Genomic DNA, 23,061 nt, shown 5'->3' on the forward strand with positions numbered 1-23,061 from the left:
GATTTCAAGCACCCGGCGCCGATGTGGCTGGTTCAAGAGCTCTGCGTGGCGGGGATGGTTACTGTGCGATGAACTTGTTTATCCATCGCACGACAATGGAAGGGGCAAACCGGGCGGTGTAGCGCATGAGTAACGACGGTAGCCCGACTGAGTACATGATGCGATGTCGGGTTAACCTGTTGGCAGGGTGCACGGCTTGCCAAATTTTGTCCGCTACCTGTTCTGGCGTCAGATGCACGCCTAAGCGTTTAATCGATTTCGCGTTACCGCTGGCCAGCTTCGTTTTTGCCCAGAGCGGCATGATGTTGAGTACACGTATCTTGTCTTTTTCCCATTCCAGCTCCAGAGCTTGGCTGAAGCCTTGCACGTAGAATTTAGTTGCCGAATACGGGGCGATGTGCGGTTGTCCGTAGATCGAAGATGCTGAGCCCATGTTTATGAGATGAGCTCCCGGGGTCTTCTTTAGGTATTGGTGTGCTGCGCGCGCTCCCAGGGTGACACCGGTGCAGTTGATGCTTACTTGGGCTGCGATCAGCTCAGGGTCTTGCTCAGTGATATCGCCGAAGCCGATCACACCGGCGTTGTTGTCTAGCACTGTGAGTGTGCCGTCGGTATGCGCGGTGAAATGCGCCAATGCCTCGTTCCATTGTTCGGCATCGGTGACATCCAGGTGGCCGGTGATGAGTTGTGGATATTCGGATTGGAATTCCGCCAGTCGCTCGTCGTCGATGTCGTAGGCGCCGACGACCCATCCGGAATCAAGGAATTTCTTGGCGACAGCTTTGCCAATCCCGGTTGCGCCGCCGGAGACAAAAATGCTGCGTGGGGTCACGTGAATAGGGTGCTGGCCGGTTGCTAGGTGTGGTTGTGTGGAGTTCATGTTCATAGACTACGCCACAATTTCCGAGTATGTGTTGCATTTAACATCTTCTGGTGGTCTCTAGGAAAACTGGGGCCTGGTTGTGGTTGCCGTCCTCAGGAGCGCTTGGGGTTACGTGCGCAAAGAAAATGCGTTTAAATGGGAAAGAAGCGCTCGCGGTGCTTCTGCTGATCTCAATCTGGGATGGCGACTTCCGAACACGGCAGACTTCCGAACACAGCAAACACAGCAACTGAAAGGACGCGCACATGATTTTGCTCTCTATGGTGGGGATTCTCCTCCTACTGCTAATTTTGGTAGCTACGTCTTCCATATTTACTGTGCAAACCCGGCAGGCGGCTGTCATCGAGCGCATGGGCAAATTTCACCATGTCGCGCACGCCGGGCTGAATATCAAAATTCCTTTTGTCGACCGGGTGCGGGATCGGATCTCGTTGCAGGTGCAGCAACTTGATGTGATGGTCGAGACGAAAACCCAGGACAACGTCTTTGTGCAAATCCCCGTCGCGGTGCAGTACCAAGTCGTGGAAGGTCGCGAGCGCGAGGCCTACTACCTGCTGTCCAACCACGAACAGCAAATCATCGCGTATGTGCAAGATAATGTGCGTTCTTCGGTGGCTGGGATGAAGCTGGATGAGTCGTTTTCTTCCAAAGACGATATTGCCCGCAATGTGGCGGAATCCTTGCGCGACAACATGGCGGAATATGGTTGGCACTTCGTAAATACCTTGGTCACGGATATCCGCCCAGATTCCAAGGTGCGTGATTCCATGAACGCCATCAACGCCGCCCAGCGCGAGCGTGATGCTGCGGTCTCCCAGGCAGAGGCCGAAAAGATCCGTGTGGTCAAGGAAGCAGAAGGAGCTGCGGAGGCCCGTCGTTTGCAGGGGCGGGGCGTGGCGGACCAGCGTAAAGAAATTGTGGAAGGCATCGCCGCCCAGTATGAGCTGCTGCGTGAGGCAGGCATCGAGGAATCGCCAGAGGTACTCATGTTGGTTTCGCAGTATTTGGACGCGATGGTCGACGTTGCCGGCAATGGGGGCTCGAATGTGATGTTTATGCCTAATAACCCAGGCGGCATGGGTGAGCTTTTCGACGGTATGCGCAATGTGTTGTACTCAACTCAGCTCAGCTCCAGTAACAAGCCTGCGAACAAGAAAAAGGATTAACCCGTGCCTGACACGCCAGCACAATTTTCCCCAGAATTTTCCCCGAAATTCAGGTCTAGCCGGGAGATCTCTCGGATCGACGCCCAGCATATTTGGCACCCATATGCTGCACCTGGCGAGCCAACGAGGGTGGTTCGCTCGACCGACGGTTGCTATTTGGAGCTTGCCGACGCCGTCACCACCGCAGCACCCGGCCCAGCGGTGGAAGCTTCAGTCGATCCGGAAAGCGCAGCACAACCAGACTCGCAGTGGGTGATCGACGGCATGAGTTCGTGGTGGGCTGCCTGCTTTGGTCATTCGCACCCGCGTTTGGTGGCGGCAGCGAAAAATCAGATTGATGCGATGAGTCACGTTATGTTCGGCGGCCTGACACACCAACCAGCTGCGCAGCTAACAGAAAATTTGCTCACGCTCACCGAAAACCGTTACCAACAGGTGTTTTATTCGGATTCTGGGTCAGTTGCCGTGGAAGTTGCCATCAAAATGGCGTTGCAATACGCCCGTGGAGCGAGCCCGGCCGCAGATGGGGAAACCAGCCGCAACAAGCTATTAACCTGGCGTTCTGGCTACCACGGCGACACTTTCCAGGCGATGAGCGTGTGCGATCCCGACGGCGGCATGCATTCTCTGTGGAGCGGAACGGTAAAAGAACAAATCTTTGTGCCCGCGCCCCCCACGCGGGGTGCGAGCGCGCAAGAGCGAGAAGAGTACCTGCAGGTGGTAGAAAACGCCATGAATGGCGAGGTTGCCGCGATGATCATCGAGCCGGTGGTGCAAGGAGCCGGGGGCATGCGTTTTCACGATCACGAACTACTCGTGGGCATTCGCGAGTTGTGCAGCAAACACGGCATCGCGTTAATCGCCGATGAGATCGCCACCGGTTTTGGTCGTACTGGCGAGGTGTTTACCACCCATGCAGCGGGCATTACCCCGGATATTTTGTGCGTCGGCAAGGCTCTCACCGGTGGGTTTATGTCCTTGGCAGCCACCTTGGCCACGAAAGAAGTCGCGGAGACCATGCAGCCTGCCGCGCTGATGCATGGCCCGACGTTCATGGCTAACCCGCTGGCTTGTGCAGTTGCCAGCGAGGCGACAGCAATGATTCGGGAAGGCGAGTGGCGCAGCGACGTAGCACGGATTGAATCAGCACTCGTCGCGGGGCTGCAGCCATTACGCGACAAGCCTGGGGTGGCTGATGTCCGGGTGCTCGGTGCGATCGGCGTAGTGGAAATGGATGCGGACGTCGACATGGCGCAAGCAACTGCCGCTGCACTGTCTGCTGGGGTCTGGCTTCGCCCCTTCGGGCGCTTGGTTTATACCATGCCACCGTATATCTGCAACGATGATGAGCTTGCCGCCATTTGCCAAGCCATCGCACGCGTTGTTGAAGTCTGCGGCACCTATAGCACCCGTGGCACCGGTGACGCCCATGGCACCCGCGGCGACCGCGACACCGAGGCACAGACAACCCAGCTGACGGAAACATCGCAAGCAGCCACATCAACTACACGGACCACAGCAACCGCACCAACCACGCCGGAGGAAACCGCATGATTATTACCGGTACTGGCACCGGAGTGGGCAAGACCATCGCAGCCGCCACGCTCGGATGGGCTTGGCAACAACCGGTGCTAAAGCCCCTACAAACTGGTAACGACGATGACGCCGCCGTGGTCACCAAACTCACGGGCATTGCCGGTGACGTGTATCGGCGTTACCCAGACCCACTGGCACCAAACTTGGCGGCAAAGCGCGCCGGGCTCGCGCAGGCAGACCGTGATGCAGTGGGTCAGTGGATCTCTGATTTCCGTGCGGAACACGGAATTTGTTTGGTGGAAGGCGCTGGAGGTTTGTTAGTGCGCTTAGGCACTGACCGCAATGGCCGGGAATTTAGTGCGCTGGACCTGGCCAAAGACCTTGGGGAAAAGTTGGTGGTGGTGACGAGCACCGGCTTGGGCAGCTTGAACATGGCTGAGTTGACGGTGCGCACCGCAGAAGCCGCCGGGGTGGAAGTCGCCGGGTTGATTGGTGGGAGCATGCCGGAGCAGCCAGGTTTGGCAACGGAATTGAACGTGGAAGAACTGCCACGGGTAACGGGCAAGCAATTGTGGTTTAGCCTGCCGGAAGCAATGGGAGAGTGCTCCCCAGAAGAATTCCGCGAGCGCGTCGACAAGCTGGGGGTTCCGGCGTTTCATACGGTAGCCGGGCTACCAATGTTGGGGATGTAAAACAGTGCAGATTTCCATTGGAACGGACCTGGTTCATGTGCCCGGATTACGTGAGCAATTAGAGATCCCTGGTTCACGTTTCCGTCGTGTATTCAGTGATTTTGAGTGGCGTAGCGCCCAGGCCAGCGCCCATGGGCAGTACGTGCACTTGGCGGGGCGGTGGGCCGCAAAAGAGGCTTTTTTGAAGGCCTGGGCGCAGGCTCGTTATGGCAGCGCGCCGTGGTTGCGGGAAGAAGACATCGATTGGTCGGCAATCACGGTGCGCCCGGACCGCTGGGGCAGGTTAGCACTGGATTTCGCCCCGGATTTGGCGCATGAGATCACAGCAGCGATCGGGCAATTTCAGCACAGCATCAGTATCAGCCACGATGGTGATTACGCCACCGCGAGCTGCGTGCTCTATTACTAGGGTAAAACTTGCGCTTGCCCAGCGCTTATTAGCAGCGCTATAGGGTGGCCACGCTGAATAGGTAGGCGACCAGCATCCGTTTGGTTTCGTCGACGGTGCGGGAAAAAGCTTTGGCATCGTCGCTTTGTACACCAAAATTCATCAGGGAGACCACGGTGTGTACGAGCAGCCCGGCCATCTCATGGCGGGCCGTTTCCCCCATTTCAGGTGCCAGCGGGCGCAGGGCTTGTGCGATAATCGCCAGCATTTCTTGCTGAGTATCCGCGGCTGTAGCACGGGTGGCCGGCGTGGACTGGATGGCGTGCCAGACAGCACGGCGGGAGGGATCTTCACTCCACATATGTGCGAGGTGGTCAATGAAACCTTCCAACACCTCGGGCCATTGTGGAGCGGGGATTTGTGCAGAAAATGATTGCAGAGCACCAACGGTTTCTGCGGTGTCGACGCGATCAAGTTCGCAGATCATTGCGTATTTATTGGCAAAGAATTGGTAGATCGTGCCGATGGGCACCTCGGCACGGCGGGCGACTTCATCGAAAGTGAAGGACTCGAAACCGACGTCGACAAGCACAGCCCGTGCGGCCTGCAAAATGCGATGGAAACGCTCCCGGCTGCGTGCTTGCGACGGCCGACGCCGTGGCACCAGAATCTCTGACATCGGCTTCTACGCCCTGACTTGTCTACTACGTGAGTTTTTAGTGTTTGCTTAACAGAACCAGCGATGTGGCGCCGCTTAGCTTTCCAGGTCTGGCAAATCACGCACTACGCGCGCAACGTGGCCCGTGGCTTTGACGTTGTACTGGGCGAGTGCCACAGCACCGTTGTTGATGAGGAAGGTGGAACGAATAACGCCCTGCACCTTCTTGCCGTAGTTGTTTTTCTCGCCGAAAGCGCCGTAGGCTTCCATGACTTTCTTGTCGATGTCGGAAAGCAACGGGAAATTCAGGTCGTGGTCTTTTTTAAACTGCGCGAGTTTTTCTGGCTTGTCCGGTGAAATTCCAACGACGTCGATGCCCAGATCATTGAGCTGGCTCAAGGAATCGCGGAAATCGCAGGCTTGTTTTGTGCAACCTGGGGTATTGGCCTTGGGGTAGAAATAGACCAGTACGCGCGAGTAATCCGATAGTTTCGTGGTGCCGCCTTCGTCGTTAGGCAGCTCGAAATCGGGTGCAGCATCTCCTACGCCAAGTTGAATATTGCTCATACCTAACACCATACCGGCTTGGCAGGCCGCCGGGTAGGCGTGCAAGGGTAGTCTGACGTAGACTAGCTAACACAATTGCCAGGAAACTGTGAGCATCGCACCGGTGTCGTGAACCGGCGTATCGCACCGGCTCAGCGAACCGGTGTCGTGAACCGGTGCGGCAAACTGGGGCAGTGAACCAGCGCAGTGAATAAAACGTTGTGAATAAAACGCAGTGAATAATTAGGAGAGTCCACGTGGCACGGAAAATTGACGATATTCAGCGTGACATTGAACGCACCCGTAAGCAGCTGGCGGGAACGCTTGACGAGCTTGCGCAGCGCACCAAACCTGGCAACTTAGTCAACGATGCCAAGTCCAACCTCCTGGAAAAGCTGCAAGACCCGCAGGTGCAGAAGATCTTGGCTGGTGTGGGTGCCGTTGTGGCTGCTGGCATTGCATTCAACGTGTTCAAGGGGCGTCAGCGCAAGAATGACATTCAAGAGCTCAAGCGCATGATTGTGGAACACGACGTATAAAACCTGGGGTTTCATCCGTCGCGTTGGTGAAAAATCGGCGTTAGTCGATGATTTCTGCACCCGCGTTGCGCATCTCTTCGATGGCGCTGCGTTCTGTGTCTTCCGCTACCGGTGAACACAGCTCACGTAGCACGCGCACGCGGGCTTTTGTCTGTGTGCAGGCATCCAATACCGTTGCGCGCACGCAATAATCGGTGGCAATACCGACGACGTCGACCTGCGCGATGCCACGTTCGTTCAGCCAATCGGCCAACCCGGTGTCGCTAGCGCTCGCAGCCTCAAAACCGGAATATGCCGCGGTGTATTCGCCTTTGCGGAAGGTCTCGTCGAATTTCATCTCCGCGACTGCCGGGTGCAACTGTGCGCCATGGGAATCCGCCACGCAGTGCACTGGCCAGGTAGTAGTGAAATTCGGTTCTTCGCTTTCTGGGGCAAAATGCGAGCCTGGAGCAATATGCCAGTCCATGGTCGCTACGACGTAGTCATAATCGTCGGTGGCCAGTGTGCCAATGTGCTCGGCGACTTCATTTCCCCGCGCAGTACCCAAAGAACCGCCTGGACAGAAGTCATTTTGCACGTCCACCACTATCAGGGCAGTGCGGTTTTGCTTAGTGTTGTTGCTCATAGTTTGTCAGTCTAGTATTCCCCGGGTGTTTGCCGGCCTGCAATGGGGCGTATTCTGGCACGAGATTTTTGCCGATTCAGTAGATTTAATTTATCCAGGAGAGTGATTGTGAAAGCACCAATTTCTTCCTACCTCGACACCATCCTGGACGAGGTTCGCTACCAAGACGCCGGTTCTAATGCCGACTATATTCCTGAGCTGGCGAATAAAGACCCAAATTCTTTGGGTGCGGCGATGTGCACCACCTCAGGGCATATCTATAGCGCCGGCGATGCCGAGGTGGAATTCAGCATCCAATCGATCTCTAAGCCGTTTATCTATGCGATGGCTGTGCAAGAACATGGCATCGATGTGGTCAGTGAGATCGTCGGCATGGAACCGTCGGGTGAAGCGTTCAATGAGCTTTCCCTGGACCGGGAAGGCCACCGCCCGGTAAACCCGATGATCAACGCGGGCGCGATCGCCGTGACCCAGTTGATCGGCGGGACTGGCGCTACGGTGGAAGACCGGATTGAAATGATCCGCGCTTTCTTGTCTGAGATGGCCTGCCGCCAGCTGCGGGTGGACTATGATCTCTGCGATTCTGAGCTGCAATACGCTGACCGCAACTTGTCATTGGCACACATGCTGCGCAATTACGACATTATTCAGGACGACGCCCACGATGCCGTCGTTAGTTACACCGCGCAATGCTCGGTCATGGTGACGACCCGCGATTTGGCCTTCATGTCCGCAGTGTTGGCCAATGGTGGCGTGCATCCGCTGAACGGCAAGCGTGTCCTGGAGCCAGATGTCTGCCGCTTAACCTTGGCTGTGATGAGCTCAGCGGGAATGTACGACCAGGCTGGGCGTTGGATGGCGCATGTGGGCATTCCCGCAAAATCTGGTGTTTCTGGTGGTTTGCTGGGTACTTTGCCTGGGCAGTTGGGTTTTGCCTCATATTCTCCGCGCTTGAATGAATACGGTAATTCTGTTCGTGGCGTCCGTATTTTCAAACTGCTTTCGAAAGACATGGGCTTGCACTTGATGGCAGCGGATGACCGCGCCGGAGTGGATGCGGTGCGCTCGATCGTGACCTACCAGGAAGACACCGTCGTCACGTTGCAGGGCATGATTAACTTCAACTCTGCAGAATCCATCTTGTACGAGTTGTCGCAGCACGAGATTTCCGGGGATCACGTTATTTTCGATATGACGCGCGTGTCGGGTATTCGCCGAATGGGCAGGTTCCTGCTCAAAGAAGGTATGCACCTGCTGGAAGAAAAAGGTTTCCGAATCTCGATTGTGGACCCAGACGATCATGTGCCGGATTACCGCACGGTGGATGGCACGGAGATTCATGTCAATGAGCAGGAATCTGCGCCGTTTGCTACCGAGCGGGAAGACGATCGCTATCATGACGACGATTGCCCGGACCCAGACGAAGGACCGCAGCCTCCCGCCTGGGAAGGCTAATGTGTGCTGGGTCACTAATTCTTTGCTAGTGTGGTGCAAAACAGGCCACACTAGGAGTGAACATAATGCCCGAAAAGCAGACCCAGCAGCTCGTACAGCAAGAAATTGCTGACAATTTGGCAATAATTACGCTGAACACCCCAGATAAACGTAATGCTCTTACGCACACCGCTTTCGGGGAGGTTGCGAAATCCATCGCGGATGCAGCAGCCGAAAGGTCTGTTCGTGCCATTGTGATTACCGGTGCTGGAGCGCATTTTTGCTCCGGGTTGGATTTGACTGCGGGGGAGTCGCTGACTGGTGCTAGTGACGAACAAATCCAGGCGTCCATGGGCGAGCTCAATGCCATGATCCGAGCCGTCGTTGAGGCCGAGGTGCCGGTCATTGCAGCGGTGGAAGGCGCTGCTGCCGGGGTAGGGGCCTCGTTGGCTTTAGTTTGCGACTTGGTGGTAGCAGCCCAGAGCGCGTTTTTTGTGCTGCCCTTTGGCCGGATTGGTTTGCTTCCCGACGGTGGCGTGATGCAAACACTGTCGGCGTCTTTGGGGCGTGCGGTGACGATGCGCATGGCCATGTTGCAGCAGCCTTTGCCGGCCGAGGCTGCGCAGAGCGCCGGTTTGTTAGCGGAGCTTGCCGACGATGGCGCTGCCTTGGCCGTGGCCCGTGAATGCGCGGCGGCGCTGCAGATGGCTTCGCCGGAAGCGCTGGCTGCTACTAAGCGGGGAGTGAATGCGGCTTGCCTGGGGCGGTTGTCGCAAGCGTTAGAGGATGAGGCGGTCCAGCAGCCGAAATTGTTACGCACTGATGGTCACCGCGAGGGGGTGCAGGCTTTCGTGGAGCGGCGTGCTCCGCGGTTTAGCTAGTGTGACTAGTAACCTGGGCGCTACCGTAAGTAACCCCGGCCACGGCCACCAGTGGGATGAGCACCCACGCGCTGGCACCTGTAATTAGTACGGCGCTAGCGCAGATTGCCGTCATGAGATAGATATAGCGTTCCATGGTGAAAATTCCTTTGATAGGATAAAAGGTGCCCGGGCTGCATTTTTGTCGTTTAACCCTCGCAAACCCCGCGCAGGAGAAAGTGTACTGGAAAGCGAAGAAACAGGTCAAGTGATTGAATTCACAACCGCTTGACCTGCTTGTATTGTGCGCCATCAGGGAATCGAACCCCGAACCCACTGATTAAGAGTCAGTTGCTCTGCCAATTGAGCTAATGGCGCGTAAGTGTTGATTATCTGAAGTGTTAATCTTCTCAACTCTTACTGTTGAACACTGTACCGTGCGCAACGAATAGATACTCTAGCAGTGGTTGTTGAATAAGAAAAATCGACCCGTTGACCTGCTTTTTCTTTCTTGCCCGTGGGGTTTATGTGTGCTGTTTTTGTTGTTAACAAAACCGGGCCTGCAAACGATTGATTAATAACACCCGGTTTATGCAACGATTCGGTTGCAAGTGCATAACTCATTGCGCAGAAGCGCAGGAAAAGCATCAATTGTGGGTTAGGCTCGCTAGCAGAGTTTTCATGGGCCAGGGTGCAGGCGCAAGCAGAAAAGTTAACAAAAATGCAGCTGTGTGCTGCGAAAGGAGTTCCGCGTTGACCTTCTGGTCTAAATCAGTGTCCGCCCTCGCAATTGGAGGGCTGGTGTTGGGCCTTGCGGCCTGCGCGGATACCAGTTCTGAAACACAGCATTCTTCTGCAGCAGAAAGCCAGGATTTGGAGACCCCGCCGTCGGTAAGCGTGCACGATGGCGCCACCGATGTTGATCCCACCGTGCCGGTAGAGGTCACCGGTGAAAACAAACTGCAGGCCGTCACCATGCTTAATGAGGTCGGCTATGAGGTGGAATCCGTGCTTTCCGACGATGGGAAGACCTGGAAAACCGACGAGGTCTTGGGTTACAACCGCAGTTACACCATCGAAGCAACTGATGTAGAAGGCAACACCACTACTGTTAGCTTCACGACGCCTCAGCCGGCCAGTCAATCTTCCGTTGCCATGGTGCCACTGCCCGATTCGACGGTCGGTGTTGGGCAGACGATTAATTTCCGTTTCGCGGGCACGGTGTATGACCGCCAAGCGGTGCAAGATGCGATCACCATTGAAACTTCCAATGACACCGTCGGTGCTTTTTATTGGATTAGCAACAGCGAGCTGCGCTGGCGCCCGAAAGAATATTGGGAGCCAGGAACCACCGTGACTGTGCAAGCCGATATTTATGGCGTTGATATGGGCAATGGCATGTGGGGAAGCAAGGACAATTCCACCAGCTTCACCATTGGGGATGATGTGCGTGCGGTCGTTGACAATGCTTCCAAAACCATGACCGTCACCCGCAACGGACAGACGCTGCGCAGTGTGCCAGTATCGCTGGGGCGCTCGGAATATCCAACTCCGAATGGAACCTACCTCGTGGGCGATCAACACAACGAGCTGGTGATGGATTCCACGACCTTTGGGCTGACGGGCGAAGGCTCGTATCGCACTGAGGTGAACTTTGCGACGCAAATGTCGTACTCCGGCATCTACGTGCATGGTGCGCCGTGGTCGGAATGGGCCCAGGGCAAAACGAATACCTCGCACGGTTGCATCAATGTCACTGATGCCGACGCCCAGTGGTTCATGAACACCGTGAAGCGCGGCGACGTCATCGAGGTGAAAAATACTGATGGCGGAACCCTGTCGGGATACGACGGACTGGGCGACTGGAATATCGATTGGGAAACTTGGTCAGCGGGCAACGCAGACGAAATCGGCTCCTGGTAACCATGTGGTCAGACGCGGCGCCACCACCTTGTTGTGCACAACCCCAACAGCGGCGCTGCCAGCGATAGCCCCACAGCGGTGCTGTCAGCACTAGAATGCGTGAATAACTATGACGCGCATTTTTGATCTTTCCCGCATCGGCGCAGGCCTGCCTGTTTCCGAGACCATTGCTAGTTTGCCTGCCGAAGGCAACGTGGTTGTGCAAGCCCCACCCGGAACTGGTAAAACCACACTGATTCCACCGGCGCTGGCGAATCAAGCTGCGCAAAACTACGCCGCACAGAATGGCGCCAGCAAGCGAGAATCATCCGCCGTCGGCAAGATCATCGTGACCGCCCCACGCCGGGTTGCCGTCCGAGCGGCCGCGCATCGTTTGCGCACACTTTCTGGACAGCCGGAGCTCGTAGGCCATTCCATTCGTGGCGAATCGGTACCCGGCACAGCTGTCGAGTTTGTCACGCCCGGGGTGCTGCTTCGACGTTTGTTGCACGATCCTGAGCTGCCTGGGGTCGCAGCTGTTGCAATTGACGAGGTCCACGAACGCCAACTCGACACCGATTTGGTGTTGGGCATGTGCCTGGAGTTGGCGCAGTTGCGTGCAGATTTCCGGATTATCGCAATGTCCGCCACCGTGGACGCGCAGCGTTTTTCCCAGCTCATGGACGCCCCGGTGCATGTTACGGAGGCGGCGATTCACCCGTTGGCGATTCACTACGCACCGGCACCCGGTCGGGCGGCAGGCGAACGTAGTTTTTACCGCCACTTGGCGCAGCAGGCCGCCGAGCAGGCGTCGGCAAGCGCGGGATCGACGCTGGTTTTTGTGCCCGGTGTGCGCGAAGTTAACCAGGTGTGCGCGGAATTGACCACGCTTGTCGACGCCAACACCCCGGTTTTCCCGTTGCACGGGCAGCAAACCACCGATGAGCAAGATCGCGCACTATACACCGATAGCAGGCGCATCGTGGTGGCAACTTCCATTGCGGAATCGTCACTGACTGTGCCCGGGGTGCGTGCTGTTGTGGATGCAGGGCTGGCTCGGCTGCCACGCCGCGATGCGCAGCGGGGCATGTCGGGGTTGGTGACGGCGTCGACCAGCAAATCTAGTGCTAACCAGCGGGCGGGCCGCGCCGGACGTGAGGGGCCGGGGACTGTCGTGCGCTGCTATTCGCAAGAGGATTACCAGCATTTTGCGCCGCATATTAGCCCGGAGATCCTTAGTGCAGACCTGACACAAGCCGCCCTATTTTTGGACACCTGGGGCGCTGGCGATGATTTCCCTCTGCTGGACCAACCGCCGGCCGCAGCGATGGCTGCCGCCCGCACCACCTTGCAGCGCATTGGCGCCAACAAAGAATTGGCCCTCTTGCCGACGGACCCTCGTCTTGGGGCAGCGCTGTTGCGTTATGGTTCCGGGGCTGCGGAAACTATCGCGAAACTCGACGACACGCCTCGCGGTGATATTACGCGTGCACCTGCACAGAAACGACTGGTGCAGCGCCTAGCCAAGTTGGTGCCGGACCTAGGCCCGGTGGATCCCGGGGCAGTGGTCGCGGCTGCTTATCCGGAGCAAGTAGCGCGTGCGGTGTTTGCCGGGGCATTTGGACCTAGTTCTGGCTCTAACCCTGGCCGCTCCGGCCTTAGCTCGGGCTCTGGTGCTAGCCCTAGCTCTCGGGCTGGGACTAGCCGCGAATATCTTCTGGCGAGCGGCACGCGGGCGCGCTTGTTGTCGGATTCCAGTCTGGCGGATGCAGAATGGCTTGCGGTTGCCGAGATTTCGTTGTCGAACGCAGGAAACGCGGTCATCCGGTCCGCCGCGCGGATAACGGAAGACGATGCCTTGCAGGCCATCGGAGTGGAAGAAACCACAACCGCGACGGTGGATGGCGGCAAGATTCGAGGCAGAAAGCGTCGACGAGCCGGAGCAATCGAGTTATCTTCCACACCGGTGCAGGTCACTGGCGACGCCGCTGCCGAGGCCGTCGCAGAAAGCATTCGGGAACACGGGCTCGGATTGTTCGAGTGGTCTGCGTCGGCAAGCAATTTTTATGACCGGCTACGTCACCTGCACGAATACTACGGTTTGCCGTGGCCGGATGTGGCAGCTGCAGACCCAGCAATGTGGTTGGCGCCAGAACTAGAACAGATCGCTGCGGGCACCGCGATTAGCAAAATCGATCTTTATCCCGCCTTGCAGCGCCTATTACCGTGGCCAGAGGCCACACGGCTCGAAGAGTTAGCGCCGGAGCGGATGCCGGTGCCTTCGGGAAGAAGCGTGTGGCTGGATTGGTCTGGTGCGCGGCCAGTGGCGAGCGTGAAATTGCAGGAATGCTTCGGTTTGGCGGAATCCCCAGTGTATTGCGGTAAGCGGGTGCAGTTTCACCTGTTGTCGCCGGCGGGAAGGCCACTGGCGATTACTGATGATTTGGCGAGTTTTTGGTCTGGCCCTTATGCCGGGGTTCGCGCGGAGATGCGCGGGCGCTACCCGAAGCACCCGTGGCCGGAAAATCCGTGGCAGGCAACCGCGACGGCGAAAACGAATGCGAAGCTGCGCAAAAACTGATGATTAGTCAGCCCATTCTTTGCGCACGTGCCCAATATGGGTGCGCACAATGGCTTCCATAGCGGCGGCATCTTGTGCGAGCGCAGCGTCGATCATGGCTTCGTGTTCGCGGGAGCTAGTAACCAGGTTGCCTGCCTCGGCGAGTGGACGCAGGCCAGTCACGCGGCTGCGGGTGCGCAAACTGGATACGGTTTCCACGATCACTGGATTGCCAGCTAGGGCCAAGAAATCACAGTGGAAGCGGAGGTCTGCTTGCAAATACGACACCAGGTCGCCGCGCTCGGCAGCGTCGTTGAGCATGTGCGCCAGCCCACGCAATTCCTCGACCTTTTCCGCGGTTTCTCCGGTACAAGTCCGGGCGATTTTGGCCATAGTGGGTACTTCCAACAGGATGCGGGCTTCGGCTGCGCCGTCGAGGATTTCCGCGGAAAGTTCGGTGACCTTATAGCCGGTATTGCGCATTTTTGTGACCATGCCTTCGCGTTCGAAATACAGCATGGCCTCGCGCACCGGGGTCGCAGAAACCCCCATTTGCGCGGCCAGTTGTGGCGCCGAGTAAATCTCGCCGGGGGCGAGTTCGCCGGTGATCAGGCCGGCGCGGATGGACTCGGAGACTTGATCACGCAGGGATGTCGCGCGAGCAGAAATCTGGGGGAACTGAGCGTAGGCCATGCTGCAAGCTTACTTGGCGCTGATTAGCCCTGCGCGGAGACTTGCTCGGCGATCGCTTCTGCGAGTGCGAGATCTTCCCACGGCATGCCAGTGAATTTGAAAACGATGGGTTTATCCCGGGTAACCGGCACTTTTCCACTGACGACGTCGGCGTAGCTCAGCAGATCGGCCTTGTTAATGACGCCTTCGTTTAGCGGCTGAATGATATCGCCGCCTTCGCGCAGGGTAGCGCCCATGTCTTCCACGATGACCGTGGCGGAGGCAACGAGGTCAGATGCCAGCTCCCGCGCCTGTGGTGAGTGCGATCCGACCGCGACAATGACGGCACTGTCCGAAACGTCGTTTTTGGTCAGTATCGGTTCCGATGCGGTGGTGGTGCACAGAACCAGGTCGGCTGCTCGGGTGACCTCGCGGGCCTGGCGGCTTCCCGCTTGCACCCAGGTGTAGCGGTCTTCGAGATTGTCTGGTTCCGTGCGTGATAGGAACGTGATGGATATTTCCCGATTGGAAAAGGTGGATTCCACGGTAGCTGCGTGGGCCTGACCCTGCGGCCCGGTTCCGAAGATGGCGACGTGGAGTGGGGCAGGTGACTCGCTTGAGCCGTCGACAAGAAAATCGTAGACACACGAGATGGACACAGCTGGGGTGCGCAAATTGGTCACGGCGATGCCGTCGATCAGTGCCTTCGGGCTCAGGGTGGTGCCGTCGAAAAGCAGGTACGAGCCTTGGATACGCGGCAGATCGTCCTGGTATCCGGGAGGGGCCACGGATAGCAGTTTGATGCCGAATGCCGATGAGGTGGTGGACGGCATGATCAGGAACTCGCCATTTTCGACTGGGACGGCGGAACGCGACTGATCGCTCGCAGGATCGACACCATTGCGCAGAGTTTCGCGGAGCTTGGCGACGGCGTCTGCCGGGCTAAACACGGAATAAACCTGGTCGTGGGAAATCAAGTGTGGAGCCGGTGGAGTGGGTTCGGTCATTAGCAGCATCCTTTCTAGTGTCATTGCAATTGTACCGCTGGCACTCTAAGGTTTCACCTAGATCACAATGAGCACATTTTTAGGTTTCGTATCACATCGCGACCATCGAAGAGTGAGTATTTCAGCATGACCGCTGCTGTACAACGTGGAAGGATAACGATGACATCAGATAAAAAACTCAATTTTTTTGAGCTTGGGGCTTTAGGTTTTCTGCTTGCCCTCGCTGTCGAATCAAGACACCGCGCATCGTCTGCCACTGTTGATCTTTTCGGTTATTTTCATAGCAGCGACTATCTGGCTGTCTTTAAGCCCAAACAAGCTGGTAGACCGCATCGGTAAGGTACTGACCCCAGCTTTCGGAAGATGTGCAGGGCGGAATTGAATCACGCGGGGATGCACATTTGGATCCAGCAAAGTTTACAGTTGCTCTGCATAAAGCGTGCCAGCAAGCCGGGGTAGAATTTGTTGCTTCTCGGGCATGGCTGCGTGATCGTGGTTCTGGGAAAGCCCGCGTGATTGTTGACGGGTCGTTTATTGACCCGGATTACGTTGTGGTAGCTGCCGGAGCCTGGACAGGTGAAGTAGTAAAGCAGCTGGGGCAGAATATCTCCCTTCAGGCTGGAAAAGGCTATGGTTTTGATTTCCCTGTGGAACAAGACTGGCTCACCGATACGCTGTACATGACTGATGCCAAGGTGGTTGCCACCCCTATGGGTGATCACGTGCGTGTTGCCGGAACGATGGGGTTCAGTGGGATTGATGAAAGCCTCAACCAGGTCCGGGCTGGTGGCATCCTCAAAGGTGTGCAAAGCTTCTTTCCCGATTGGCCGGTTAACGAGTTCGATCTGGAACCGTGGCAGGGGATGCGTCCGATGACTCCAGACGGTTTGCCGCATATCGGTGCCTTGCGCAAATTCCCGAATGTCGTTGTTGCCACAGGTCATGCCATGCAAGGCATTAGCCTCGCGCCACGCACCGCGCAGTTGGTAGCTGGTGTGATCGCGGATGAGACGATGCCGGAGTGGATGAACCGGATTCATCCAGAACGGTTTTCGCGGCTGGGATGAAACCTACCGTGATTTGAACAGCACCTCTGAGATTTCCGCTTTGCTGACCTTCGCCATTTGCGCGTTGAGTGCGTCGATATCTGGTTGTTGGTCAGCTTTGTGCTTGATGATCAACCGTGCGGGTGCATCCGGGGAGAATTCGAAGGCAGCATAGCCCATCCCTTTGCTGCTGAAGATGTCGTAAAGCGCCTGCAAAATCTTCTTGCTTGTCTTGCCACCGTCTTTATTGTCTACACCTGCAACGGCAAAGTGCGTGGTCTGTAATGGTGCCATTATTCTCCTCGGAAATACGGTTTCCAGAATTACGCGTCTAGAGAGGTTCTAGCACTACCGAAAAGAGTATCTAGATGCGGCCGTTAAAGGCTTGCAGTGCGGAATCTTCACGGGTTCCACCACGACCATCCTGGTAGTCCTGGTAATCCTTTATCCAGCCGATCCGCGATACCCATTTCACGTGCTTGTATCCGTGGTTAGATTCTACGCGCAACCGCACCGGTGCACCCAGGTGGTTATCGATAGGTTCGCCATTACGGTCCAGTGCGAGGATGGTGTCATCTTCGTAGGCAGTTTCTAGGTCAATAGCGGCGTAAAATGGCTCACGGGGACGATCATCAATCATCTTTTGCGCCAGACCATAGGACTCGATTAATACGTAGCGGGCCCCTTCTGGGCGTTCGCCTAATAGCTCGAGCGCGTCGGTAAGTTTCGGACCACGCCAGCGCGACGTGGCCGACCATCCTTGCATACAGGTGTGGGTGGCGATGTACGAGTGCTGGGGAAGGGCACGGAGGTCATCCAAGGTGATGGTCTTGTTGACGTCACGGACATCGTCAAAGACTGTCATTTCATAGCCGTCCCAGTTGCTATCGCGTTGTTCGATCCAGTACTCGGATTCGTCTTCCGTTGGTGGCAGACCGTTGGTCCAGTGGAATTCCGAAATATCGTCGTCAGTGTAGGCTTTCTGCTTAGCTCCGCGTGGGCGCAGTTTCTGCAGGAAGATTTTGCGGCCCCATTCGGTAGTAAGCACCAAGAAATTGTGGGCGCGGACGCGATCCGACAGCGACCAGTAGGAAAGTCCGATCCAGAAACAGACGACCAGCACGACGGTAAGCACCATGATGAACAGCGCCTGGCCTGCGCGTTCAGTGGACATAACGCCGAAGACCATGTTCGTGGTGTTGTGATTGCGGTGTACCAGCATGACCAGACCGACGTGCATGATTACGAAGCCGGACATCATCGCCATGCCGATGAAGTGCAGGGAACGTGCACCTTGATGCCCACCCCACATTTTTACGTACCACGGCATGGACTGGCGCACGGCAGGCGACATTGCGACGCCGGTTAGCATCATGAACGGAGCCAGGATGAAGATCACGAATGAGTACGTCAGCTGTTGCAACGCGTCGTAAGGCTGGAAGTGTTCGATGCCTGGCGCGGTGAACGACATGTATGTTTTGAACGAGTCCCAGGCTTCGGGGAAAACATCCCAGGAAGTTGGGATTAGCCGTTTCCACAGCCCGGTGGCAAATAGCATAATGACGTAGAAGACGCCGTTAAGCACCCATAGCATCACGCCTAGGCCGTGCCAGTGACGGCCTAGGCCGATGTTTTCGCGGCCCGGAAGGGTGAAAATTGGGGAAGCGGACTTTTCATCCATTAGGGAGGTGTAGACGCCTTCTTCTTTGGGAAGCTCACGCTTGGTGAACTTCAACCACTCGGTGCCTGGTGCGCAGTCATTGCGCCACCACAGGCGAGGCATGGAGGCGAGCATCTCCCAGCCGGAACGTAGGAGGATGCCGATCAGGACAAAGTTGATGAGGTGGCTGGCGCGGAGCCAGAGTGGAAAATCTGGATTAATTTCCATTGGCTGTTCCTTCAATCAAGGGGGTAGCAATCATGGGACGTGATTGGGAAAAATCTTCGAAATTACTCTTTTATAACGTAACACTTATAAAATGAAAAAGACATTCAGTTACACTCGGTAAACTGGGGTTTTATGATTGAAAAGCCTTAGCTTTTCTTTGTGTGTGCAGGGTTAGTAATCAGAAAATAGAACAAATAATGGGATTATTCTGGCGAAAGTCTCGCCCACGCTCTGTTCCGGATATATGTAGCCTGCTACGTAAAACACCCTCTTGGTCGCGTTTCTGCGGTCAAGAGGGTGAAACTTTGGGGTGGCTGACGGGGCTCGAACCCGCGACACCTAGGATCACAACCTAGTGCTCTACCAGCTGAACTACAGCCACCATCGCTGCTCTAAAGCAGCACGCATTAGATTAGCGCATCATTGCGAATTTACAAAAACCGCTGGTAAGCGTCGGTAGCGGCGTCTTTTGCGTGTGCGGCGTCGTCGCTAGAAACCGCACCCGGATCCACAAAAACCGCGCGCCGGTAATAGTCCAACTCGCGGATCGATTCCACAATGTCTGCCAGCGCGCGGTGTGCCTGGCCTTTATCTGGCTGCTGGAAATACGCCCGCGGGAACCAGCGACGGGAAAGTTCTTTGATTGTCGAGACATCCACCATGCGGTAGTGCAGGCGCTGGTCTAGCTGAGGCATGTATTCCTGGATAAACCGGCGATCGGTAGCAATCGAATTGCCAGCCAGCGGAACCGCCCAGTCCGCTTCGCAGTGCTGCGCAATCAAATCCAACACAGCCTGCTCGGCGTCTCCGATGCTGGTGGTAGATTCCGCAATTTCTTTATCCAAGCCAGACGCTTGGTGCATGCGCACGACCACATCATCCATCTTGGCGAGCTCTTCTGCACTGGCGTGAATGACCGCAGAGTAGCCGTCGCCAAGAATATTGAGGTTGGCATCGGTGACCAATGCGGCGACCTCGACGATGACGTGCTGCTTCGGATCCAGCCCGGTCATTTCCAGGTCGATCCACACCAGCCGGTCGCTTTTCGCTGGAATATTAGCTGTAGCAGGTGATTCGTCGTTGGACTGGGGATTTTCTGAATTAGTAGTGGTCATAAGCAAGAATTTCCTGTGGTGAAATATTTAGTCGGTTTTAGTTGGTTTTAATCAGCGCTATCGGTGGCATCGAGCTATCAGAGCAATCAGAGCATCTCAACTAACCCATTTTGGAATAAAAACTGCCGACCAAAGGTGCGATCAGCGGTACGGGCACGATTTGGCTGAGTACGTTCATTGCTTTCGACAGTGGGCCGGGGACCACGCGGCGTCGGTTTTTGGCCATCGCTTCCAGGGTTTCGGCGGAGCATGACTCGTAGGTGGTCCATAAAAAGTCTGGCACTACCTTGTCGACGATCGACTGTTCCTCATCAGGCACGACGGCATCGCGCACAGGCCCTGGGGCAAGCAGCGTGCAGCTGACGCCGGTGCCTTTCAGTTCGTAGTGCAGTGCCTCGGTAAAAGCATTGACGCCGGCTTTGGTGAACACGTATGTTGCATTGTTCGGGATTGGGATGTTGCCAGCGGCGGAACCTACGTTGCAGATTGCGCCTTCGCCGCGCTCTATCATGGGGTGGACAACCGCGTTGGTGATGCGGTGGACAGCGGTGGCGTTGAGGTGAAACTGGTTGGTTTCATAATCCCAATCTTGGTCGACGAATTTGCCGAAGCTCGCAATGCCCGCTGAGTTTATTGCGATAGAGACGTTTTTATCTTTTAGGTATTCCAACAAACCCGTGACTTCGTCGTAGTTGGACAGGTCTGCGGCAAAAACTTCGGCTGTGATGCCGTGGGAGCTGAGTTCGTCGGCAAGGGTTTGCAAGACTTGCTCACGCCGTGCGACGAGGATGAGGTTGTGCCCGGCTTTGGCGAGATCGCGTGCCATGGCCTCGCCGATGCCTTGGCTGGCGCCTGTGACCAGGGCATAGGAATTGGCGTGCGGGTGGGGAAGAGCCATGGTTCTCCTTAGCGATGCGCGCTCACCGCAGCGGCGGGATAAGGCACACCGGGGAGTCGCTGTTGCGTAGCTGTCTTGGGGGTCTTGTTTCGTTCAACCCTACCTTGGTCCGAAACAGGAGCGTGGCGCCGATAAGAGGCTTGGATATAGCCATAAAAGTGCCCCCAGCAGGATTCGAACCCGCGACCGACGGGGTAGAAACCCGTTGCTCTAATCCACTGAGCTATGGAGGCCGACAGATCACGCCAATGAGCGTTGATCCGCATAAAAACTATACCGGATTGTCTAAGTAAGTGACACACGGGTTCAGAATCCCGGGCGATCGGTTGTAGGTTAGAGCCTATGCCTACCCCGACCTCTCGTGTGCGTTCCACCTGGCCCTGGTACCTGGCAATGCTGCTGGTCGCTGGTCTTGCCGCCGGCATTATTTCTGCGCAATTTCTCGCAGAATCGCTCGCAGCGCTCGGTATCCCAGACCCCGGCATGCTAACCACCTTCGGACTGCCGTTTTTCCGCGCGGCTGCTTGGATCCTGGTCGCACTTGCCGTCGGCTCCTATTTACTCACTGCATTCCTCATCCCACCGCGGATGCCGGGTGCCGCACCAGATGATTCCACTCCCAATTCTGGTCTCGCTACGGCCCGTCTCAGCGTCGACGGGCATATCGCTGCACGTACAGGTGCGCTGAGCTTGCTGAGTGTCGCCGTCGTCGCATTAGTGATGGTCTCGATGACGTTTTCCGATGTCTCCGGCACCCCATTTTTCAGTACCTTCGCGCATTGGAACGTGGCCCTAGACCAGGTTGCCGAAGCCAAATCCTGGCTGATCATGTCGTTTATGGCTGCGGCCGTGGGCATCGTCGGTGTATTCGCACGTCGCTGGACCATGCAGCCAATCTTGCTCATCGGCGCGGTACTCACTGTCGTTCCGCTGGGTATGGAAGGCCACTCGGCATCTGGTGGTGATCACGACTGGGGCACAAATTCCTACCTCTGGCACTTGGTGTTCATGGTGCTGTGGATCGGCGGGCTGACCGCCTTGATCGCGCACTCGCGCCGCCTCGGCGAGCACCTCGAGCTCGCTGTACGCCGCTATTCCAGTTTGGCGTTATTTGCGGCGGCAGTAATGGCGGTTTCCGGCGTCGTCAATGCTGCTTTACGTATTGGCCCACACCATCTCTTTACGACGAACTACGGCTGGATCATCACCGCGAAAACCGTGCTCACCCTCGTCCTCATTGGCCTCGGCTGGCTGCACCGGCAACGCAGCATCCCGCAACTAGCGCAGCGCCCGGGGGTTTTCCGTCGCATCGCCATCGTGGAAGTCCTCGTCATGGCGTTGACAGCCGGAATTGCGGTAACCATGGGGCGCACCCCGCCACCAGCGCCGGATGATCCGAACTTGTCGACGATGGAAATTACCGTCGGCTACGACATCCCATTTGAGCCGGATATTCTCAATGTGTGGACCATCTGGCGCTTTGACGTCATGTTCAGTGCATTGGGAATCCTTCTGGCTGCTGGTTACCTGTATGCGGTGCGCCGTGCGCGTCGCACCGGGCACGACTGGTCGAATGGACGCACTGCCTGGTTCTTGTTGGGATCACTCGGCATGGCGGTGATTATGAGCTCGGGCGTCGGCATGATTATTCCGGCGACGTTTTCGATGCACATGATCGGCCACATGCTGCTGTCGATGACCTTCCCGGTGTTCCTGGTGTTGGGCGCGCCGCTGACGCTGATCATGACGGCCTGGGAGCCAGGCGAGGAGGGCAAGCCGAACCTGCATGATTGGACTCGGGCGTTCTGCCAGTCGCGCGGGCTGGCGATTATTACCTATCCGCCAGTGAACCTCGCGCAATTCATCTTTGTGTTTTATGCGTTGTACTTGAATTTTGATTGGTACCAGGCTGCGATTTCGGATCATGCCGGCCACGTGATCATGAACTGGGCCTTTTTGGTTTCTGGCTACATTTATTTCTGGGAAGTCATGGGGCCGGATCCTTTGCCGGGGCGTAAGCAGCCGTTGGTGCGTTTGGCCTGGCTGTTTTTCTCCATGCCGATTCACCTCTACCTGGGCGTATACATGATGCAGCTCACCGAGATTTACGGCGAGGAGTTTTATACCTCGATCAACTTGCCATGGACGATTGATTTGCTGGCGGATCAGCGCGTCGGTGCTGGTATTGGTTGGGCCGCCGGTTCGTTCCCGCTGATTGTTGTATTCGGTGAGTTATTCCGACAGCTGTTTACTTATGACCGCGAACAGCAAAAAGCCATCGATGCGGAGATGGACCGGGTGCCAGATCATAATCTCACCAACGCTGGTCTTGCCGACGCAGGCCTCACCAATGCTGATCTTGCCGACGACGACCGGCTTTATGCACAGAAAACTGTTGGTGTTCAACAGTCTGAAAAAACGCCGAAAAAAGACTCTGGATTCGGTAATGATTCTGGTAATGAATTAGATTTATACAACGCGATGTTGGAAAAGATGAGCCGCGGAGAATACATCGAGGATGAGTATCACGAATCCGAGATGGGCCAATCTCGTTTCCGTAGGAAACGTGGCGGGGATGGCTCCGGCTGGGGGAACGCCCCGGAATAGGGGCTTGGAGCGCGCCAACACTTGCCGGCAATCCTCTGA

At 56.5% G+C, this 23,061-nt stretch carries 23 protein-coding genes and 3 tRNA genes; 12 read left to right on the top strand and 14 right to left on the bottom strand.

All coding sequences use genetic code 11. The annotated features are described in order from the left end of the window. Positions 1-58: 58 nt before the first annotated feature. The gene (locus L9H78_RS02235) at positions 59-880 is read right to left on the bottom strand and encodes an SDR family oxidoreductase (protein WP_249620370.1); all 822 of its coding nucleotides are present in this window, start codon (positions 878-880) and stop codon (positions 59-61) included. 248 nt (positions 881-1,128) lie between these two features. On the opposite strand from L9H78_RS02235, the gene L9H78_RS02240 reads away from it, so the two are divergent. Genes L9H78_RS02240 through acpS form a run of 4 tightly spaced genes read left to right on the top strand, consistent with a single transcriptional unit; the run spans position 1,129 to position 4,686 of the window. Then, positions 1,129-2,049 carry an SPFH domain-containing protein gene (locus L9H78_RS02240; protein WP_249618318.1) on the top strand — a complete coding sequence of 307 codons (921 nt, stop codon included), beginning with the start codon at positions 1,129-1,131 and terminating at the stop codon, positions 2,047-2,049. A gap of 3 nt (positions 2,050-2,052) precedes the next feature. After that, positions 2,053-3,603 (top strand): adenosylmethionine--8-amino-7-oxononanoate transaminase, encoded by a 1,551-nt coding sequence (locus L9H78_RS02245; RefSeq protein WP_249620371.1) that lies wholly within the window; start codon positions 2,053-2,055, stop codon positions 3,601-3,603. Beyond that, the gene (gene bioD, locus L9H78_RS02250; protein ID WP_249620372.1) at positions 3,600-4,277 is read left to right on the top strand and encodes an ATP-dependent dethiobiotin synthetase BioD; all 678 of its coding nucleotides are present in this window, start codon (positions 3,600-3,602) and stop codon (positions 4,275-4,277) included. The genes L9H78_RS02245 and bioD overlap by 4 nt, the downstream gene beginning before the upstream one ends. A 4-nt stretch (positions 4,278-4,281) precedes the next feature. Next, positions 4,282-4,686 carry a holo-ACP synthase AcpS gene (gene acpS, locus L9H78_RS02255; RefSeq protein WP_023018320.1) on the top strand — a complete coding sequence of 135 codons (405 nt, stop codon included), beginning with the start codon at positions 4,282-4,284 and terminating at the stop codon, positions 4,684-4,686. A gap of 37 nt (positions 4,687-4,723) precedes the next feature. Here the strand turns inward: acpS and L9H78_RS02260 are convergent, their stop codons facing one another. Beyond that, entirely contained in the window at positions 4,724-5,344 is a 621-nt protein-coding gene (locus L9H78_RS02260; RefSeq protein WP_021354076.1) for a TetR/AcrR family transcriptional regulator, read from the bottom strand. A gap of 75 nt (positions 5,345-5,419) precedes the next feature. Beyond that, positions 5,420-5,890, bottom strand: a complete 471-nt coding sequence (gene bcp, locus L9H78_RS02265) for a thioredoxin-dependent thiol peroxidase (protein WP_249618321.1) — start codon at positions 5,888-5,890, stop codon at positions 5,420-5,422. 236 nt (positions 5,891-6,126) lie between these two features. On the opposite strand from bcp, the gene L9H78_RS02270 reads away from it, so the two are divergent. Beyond that, complete coding sequence (locus L9H78_RS02270) at positions 6,127-6,408, top strand: DUF3618 domain-containing protein (RefSeq protein WP_021354079.1); 282 nt, start codon at positions 6,127-6,129, stop codon at positions 6,406-6,408. Positions 6,409-6,448: 40 nt separating this feature from the next. Here L9H78_RS02270 and L9H78_RS02275 read toward each other — a convergent pair whose 3' ends face one another. Continuing rightward, positions 6,449-7,033, bottom strand: coding sequence for a nicotinamidase (locus L9H78_RS02275; protein ID WP_249620373.1), 585 nt, complete (start codon positions 7,031-7,033; stop codon positions 6,449-6,451). Between the two features lie 108 nt (positions 7,034-7,141). Between L9H78_RS02275 and L9H78_RS02280 the strand changes: the two genes are divergently transcribed. Both L9H78_RS02280 and L9H78_RS02285 read left to right on the top strand, forming a co-directional pair. Then, a complete protein-coding gene (locus tag L9H78_RS02280) occupies positions 7,142-8,488 on the top strand; it encodes a glutaminase (protein WP_021354081.1) in 1,347 nt (448 codons plus the stop codon). Between the two features lie 65 nt (positions 8,489-8,553). Further along, the gene (locus tag L9H78_RS02285; RefSeq protein ID WP_249620374.1) at positions 8,554-9,348 is read left to right on the top strand and encodes an enoyl-CoA hydratase-related protein; all 795 of its coding nucleotides are present in this window, start codon (positions 8,554-8,556) and stop codon (positions 9,346-9,348) included. Here the strand turns inward: L9H78_RS02285 and L9H78_RS02290 are convergent. Then, on the bottom strand, positions 9,341-9,484 hold the full coding sequence (locus L9H78_RS02290; RefSeq protein WP_249618324.1) for a hypothetical protein: 144 nt from the start codon (positions 9,482-9,484) through the stop codon (positions 9,341-9,343). The genes L9H78_RS02285 and L9H78_RS02290 overlap by 8 nt on opposite strands. A 148-nt stretch (positions 9,485-9,632) precedes the next feature. Next, positions 9,633-9,705, bottom strand: a tRNA-Lys gene (locus L9H78_RS02295). A gap of 396 nt (positions 9,706-10,101) precedes the next feature. On the opposite strand from L9H78_RS02295, the gene L9H78_RS02300 reads away from it, so the two are divergent. Beyond that, positions 10,102-11,250, top strand: coding sequence for a L,D-transpeptidase (locus L9H78_RS02300; protein WP_249620715.1), 1,149 nt, complete (start codon positions 10,102-10,104; stop codon positions 11,248-11,250). 118 nt (positions 11,251-11,368) lie between these two features. Further along, complete coding sequence (locus L9H78_RS02305) at positions 11,369-13,810, top strand: ATP-dependent RNA helicase (protein ID WP_249620716.1); 2,442 nt, start codon at positions 11,369-11,371, stop codon at positions 13,808-13,810. Positions 13,811-13,813: 3 nt separating this feature from the next. Here the strand turns inward: L9H78_RS02305 and L9H78_RS02310 are convergent, their stop codons facing one another. Continuing rightward, entirely contained in the window at positions 13,814-14,482 is a 669-nt protein-coding gene (locus L9H78_RS02310; RefSeq protein WP_249620375.1) for a GntR family transcriptional regulator, read from the bottom strand. Positions 14,483-14,505: 23 nt separating this feature from the next. Beyond that, positions 14,506-15,468, bottom strand: coding sequence for an ornithine cyclodeaminase family protein (locus tag L9H78_RS02315; RefSeq protein WP_249620376.1), 963 nt, complete (start codon positions 15,466-15,468; stop codon positions 14,506-14,508). Positions 15,469-15,727: 259 nt separating this feature from the next. Between L9H78_RS02315 and L9H78_RS02320 the strand changes: the two genes are divergently transcribed. Both L9H78_RS02320 and L9H78_RS02325 read left to right on the top strand, forming a co-directional pair. Beyond that, positions 15,728-15,850, top strand: a complete 123-nt coding sequence (locus tag L9H78_RS02320) for a branched-chain amino acid transport system II carrier protein (protein WP_249620717.1) — start codon at positions 15,728-15,730, stop codon at positions 15,848-15,850. Between the two features lie 19 nt (positions 15,851-15,869). After that, entirely contained in the window at positions 15,870-16,535 is a 666-nt protein-coding gene (locus L9H78_RS02325) for an NAD(P)/FAD-dependent oxidoreductase (RefSeq protein WP_249620377.1), read from the top strand. Positions 16,536-16,538: 3 nt separating this feature from the next. On the opposite strand, the gene L9H78_RS02330 is transcribed toward L9H78_RS02325, so the two are convergent. The 6 genes from L9H78_RS02330 to L9H78_RS02355 all read right to left on the bottom strand — a co-directional run bounded on the left by L9H78_RS02330 (position 16,539) and on the right by L9H78_RS02355 (position 20,648). Further along, positions 16,539-16,808 carry a hypothetical protein gene (locus L9H78_RS02330; RefSeq protein WP_051619318.1) on the bottom strand — a complete coding sequence of 90 codons (270 nt, stop codon included), beginning with the start codon at positions 16,806-16,808 and terminating at the stop codon, positions 16,539-16,541. A 70-nt stretch (positions 16,809-16,878) separates the two neighbouring features. After that, a complete protein-coding gene (locus L9H78_RS02335; protein ID WP_249618329.1) occupies positions 16,879-18,402 on the bottom strand; it encodes a molybdopterin-dependent oxidoreductase in 1,524 nt (507 codons plus the stop codon). Between the two features lie 306 nt (positions 18,403-18,708). Then, a tRNA-His gene (locus L9H78_RS02340) sits at positions 18,709-18,784 on the bottom strand. 49 nt (positions 18,785-18,833) lie between these two features. Further along, on the bottom strand, positions 18,834-19,517 hold the full coding sequence (orn, locus tag L9H78_RS02345; RefSeq protein WP_249620378.1) for an oligoribonuclease: 684 nt from the start codon (positions 19,515-19,517) through the stop codon (positions 18,834-18,836). Positions 19,518-19,617: 100 nt separating this feature from the next. Beyond that, the gene (cmrA, locus tag L9H78_RS02350) at positions 19,618-20,415 is read right to left on the bottom strand and encodes a mycolate reductase (RefSeq protein WP_249620379.1); all 798 of its coding nucleotides are present in this window, start codon (positions 20,413-20,415) and stop codon (positions 19,618-19,620) included. 159 nt (positions 20,416-20,574) lie between these two features. Beyond that, positions 20,575-20,648 (bottom strand) — tRNA-Arg (locus L9H78_RS02355). 109 nt (positions 20,649-20,757) lie between these two features. Between L9H78_RS02355 and L9H78_RS02360 the strand changes: the two genes are divergently transcribed. Next, on the top strand, positions 20,758-23,022 hold the full coding sequence (locus L9H78_RS02360; protein WP_249620380.1) for a bifunctional copper resistance protein CopD/cytochrome c oxidase assembly protein: 2,265 nt from the start codon (positions 20,758-20,760) through the stop codon (positions 23,020-23,022). The last annotated feature ends 39 nt before the right edge of the window (positions 23,023-23,061 follow it).

It is taken from the genome of Corynebacterium pseudodiphtheriticum, from assembly GCF_023509295.1.
Lineage (GTDB): Bacteria > Actinomycetota > Actinomycetes > Mycobacteriales > Mycobacteriaceae > Corynebacterium > Corynebacterium pseudodiphtheriticum.

What these genes read in the sequence shown, in the direction of transcription:
- L9H78_RS02235 (WP_249620370.1), bottom strand. Translation starts at nt 880, where the DNA reads ATGAACTCCACACAACCACACCTAGCAACCGGCCAGCACCCTATTCAC.
- L9H78_RS02240 (WP_249618318.1), top strand. Translation starts at nt 1,129, where the DNA reads ATGATTTTGCTCTCTATGGTGGGGATTCTCCTCCTACTGCTAATTTTG.
- bioD (WP_249620372.1), top strand. Translation starts at nt 3,600, where the DNA reads ATGATTATTACCGGTACTGGCACCGGAGTGGGCAAGACCATCGCAGCC.
- L9H78_RS02260 (WP_021354076.1), bottom strand. Translation starts at nt 5,344, where the DNA reads ATGTCAGAGATTCTGGTGCCACGGCGTCGGCCGTCGCAAGCACGCAGC.
- bcp (WP_249618321.1), bottom strand. Translation starts at nt 5,890, where the DNA reads ATGAGCAATATTCAACTTGGCGTAGGAGATGCTGCACCCGATTTCGAG.
- L9H78_RS02275 (WP_249620373.1), bottom strand. Translation starts at nt 7,033, where the DNA reads ATGAGCAACAACACTAAGCAAAACCGCACTGCCCTGATAGTGGTGGAC.
- L9H78_RS02285 (WP_249620374.1), top strand. Translation starts at nt 8,554, where the DNA reads ATGCCCGAAAAGCAGACCCAGCAGCTCGTACAGCAAGAAATTGCTGAC.
- L9H78_RS02290 (WP_249618324.1), bottom strand. Translation starts at nt 9,484, where the DNA reads ATGGAACGCTATATCTATCTCATGACGGCAATCTGCGCTAGCGCCGTA.
- L9H78_RS02310 (WP_249620375.1), bottom strand. Translation starts at nt 14,482, where the DNA reads ATGGCCTACGCTCAGTTCCCCCAGATTTCTGCTCGCGCGACATCCCTG.
- L9H78_RS02315 (WP_249620376.1), bottom strand. Translation starts at nt 15,468, where the DNA reads ATGACCGAACCCACTCCACCGGCTCCACACTTGATTTCCCACGACCAG.
- L9H78_RS02330 (WP_051619318.1), bottom strand. Translation starts at nt 16,808, where the DNA reads ATGGCACCATTACAGACCACGCACTTTGCCGTTGCAGGTGTAGACAAT.
- L9H78_RS02335 (WP_249618329.1), bottom strand. Translation starts at nt 18,402, where the DNA reads ATGGAAATTAATCCAGATTTTCCACTCTGGCTCCGCGCCAGCCACCTC.
- orn (WP_249620378.1), bottom strand. Translation starts at nt 19,517, where the DNA reads ATGACCACTACTAATTCAGAAAATCCCCAGTCCAACGACGAATCACCT.
- cmrA (WP_249620379.1), bottom strand. Translation starts at nt 20,415, where the DNA reads ATGGCTCTTCCCCACCCGCACGCCAATTCCTATGCCCTGGTCACAGGC.
- L9H78_RS02360 (WP_249620380.1), top strand. Translation starts at nt 20,758, where the DNA reads ATGCCTACCCCGACCTCTCGTGTGCGTTCCACCTGGCCCTGGTACCTG.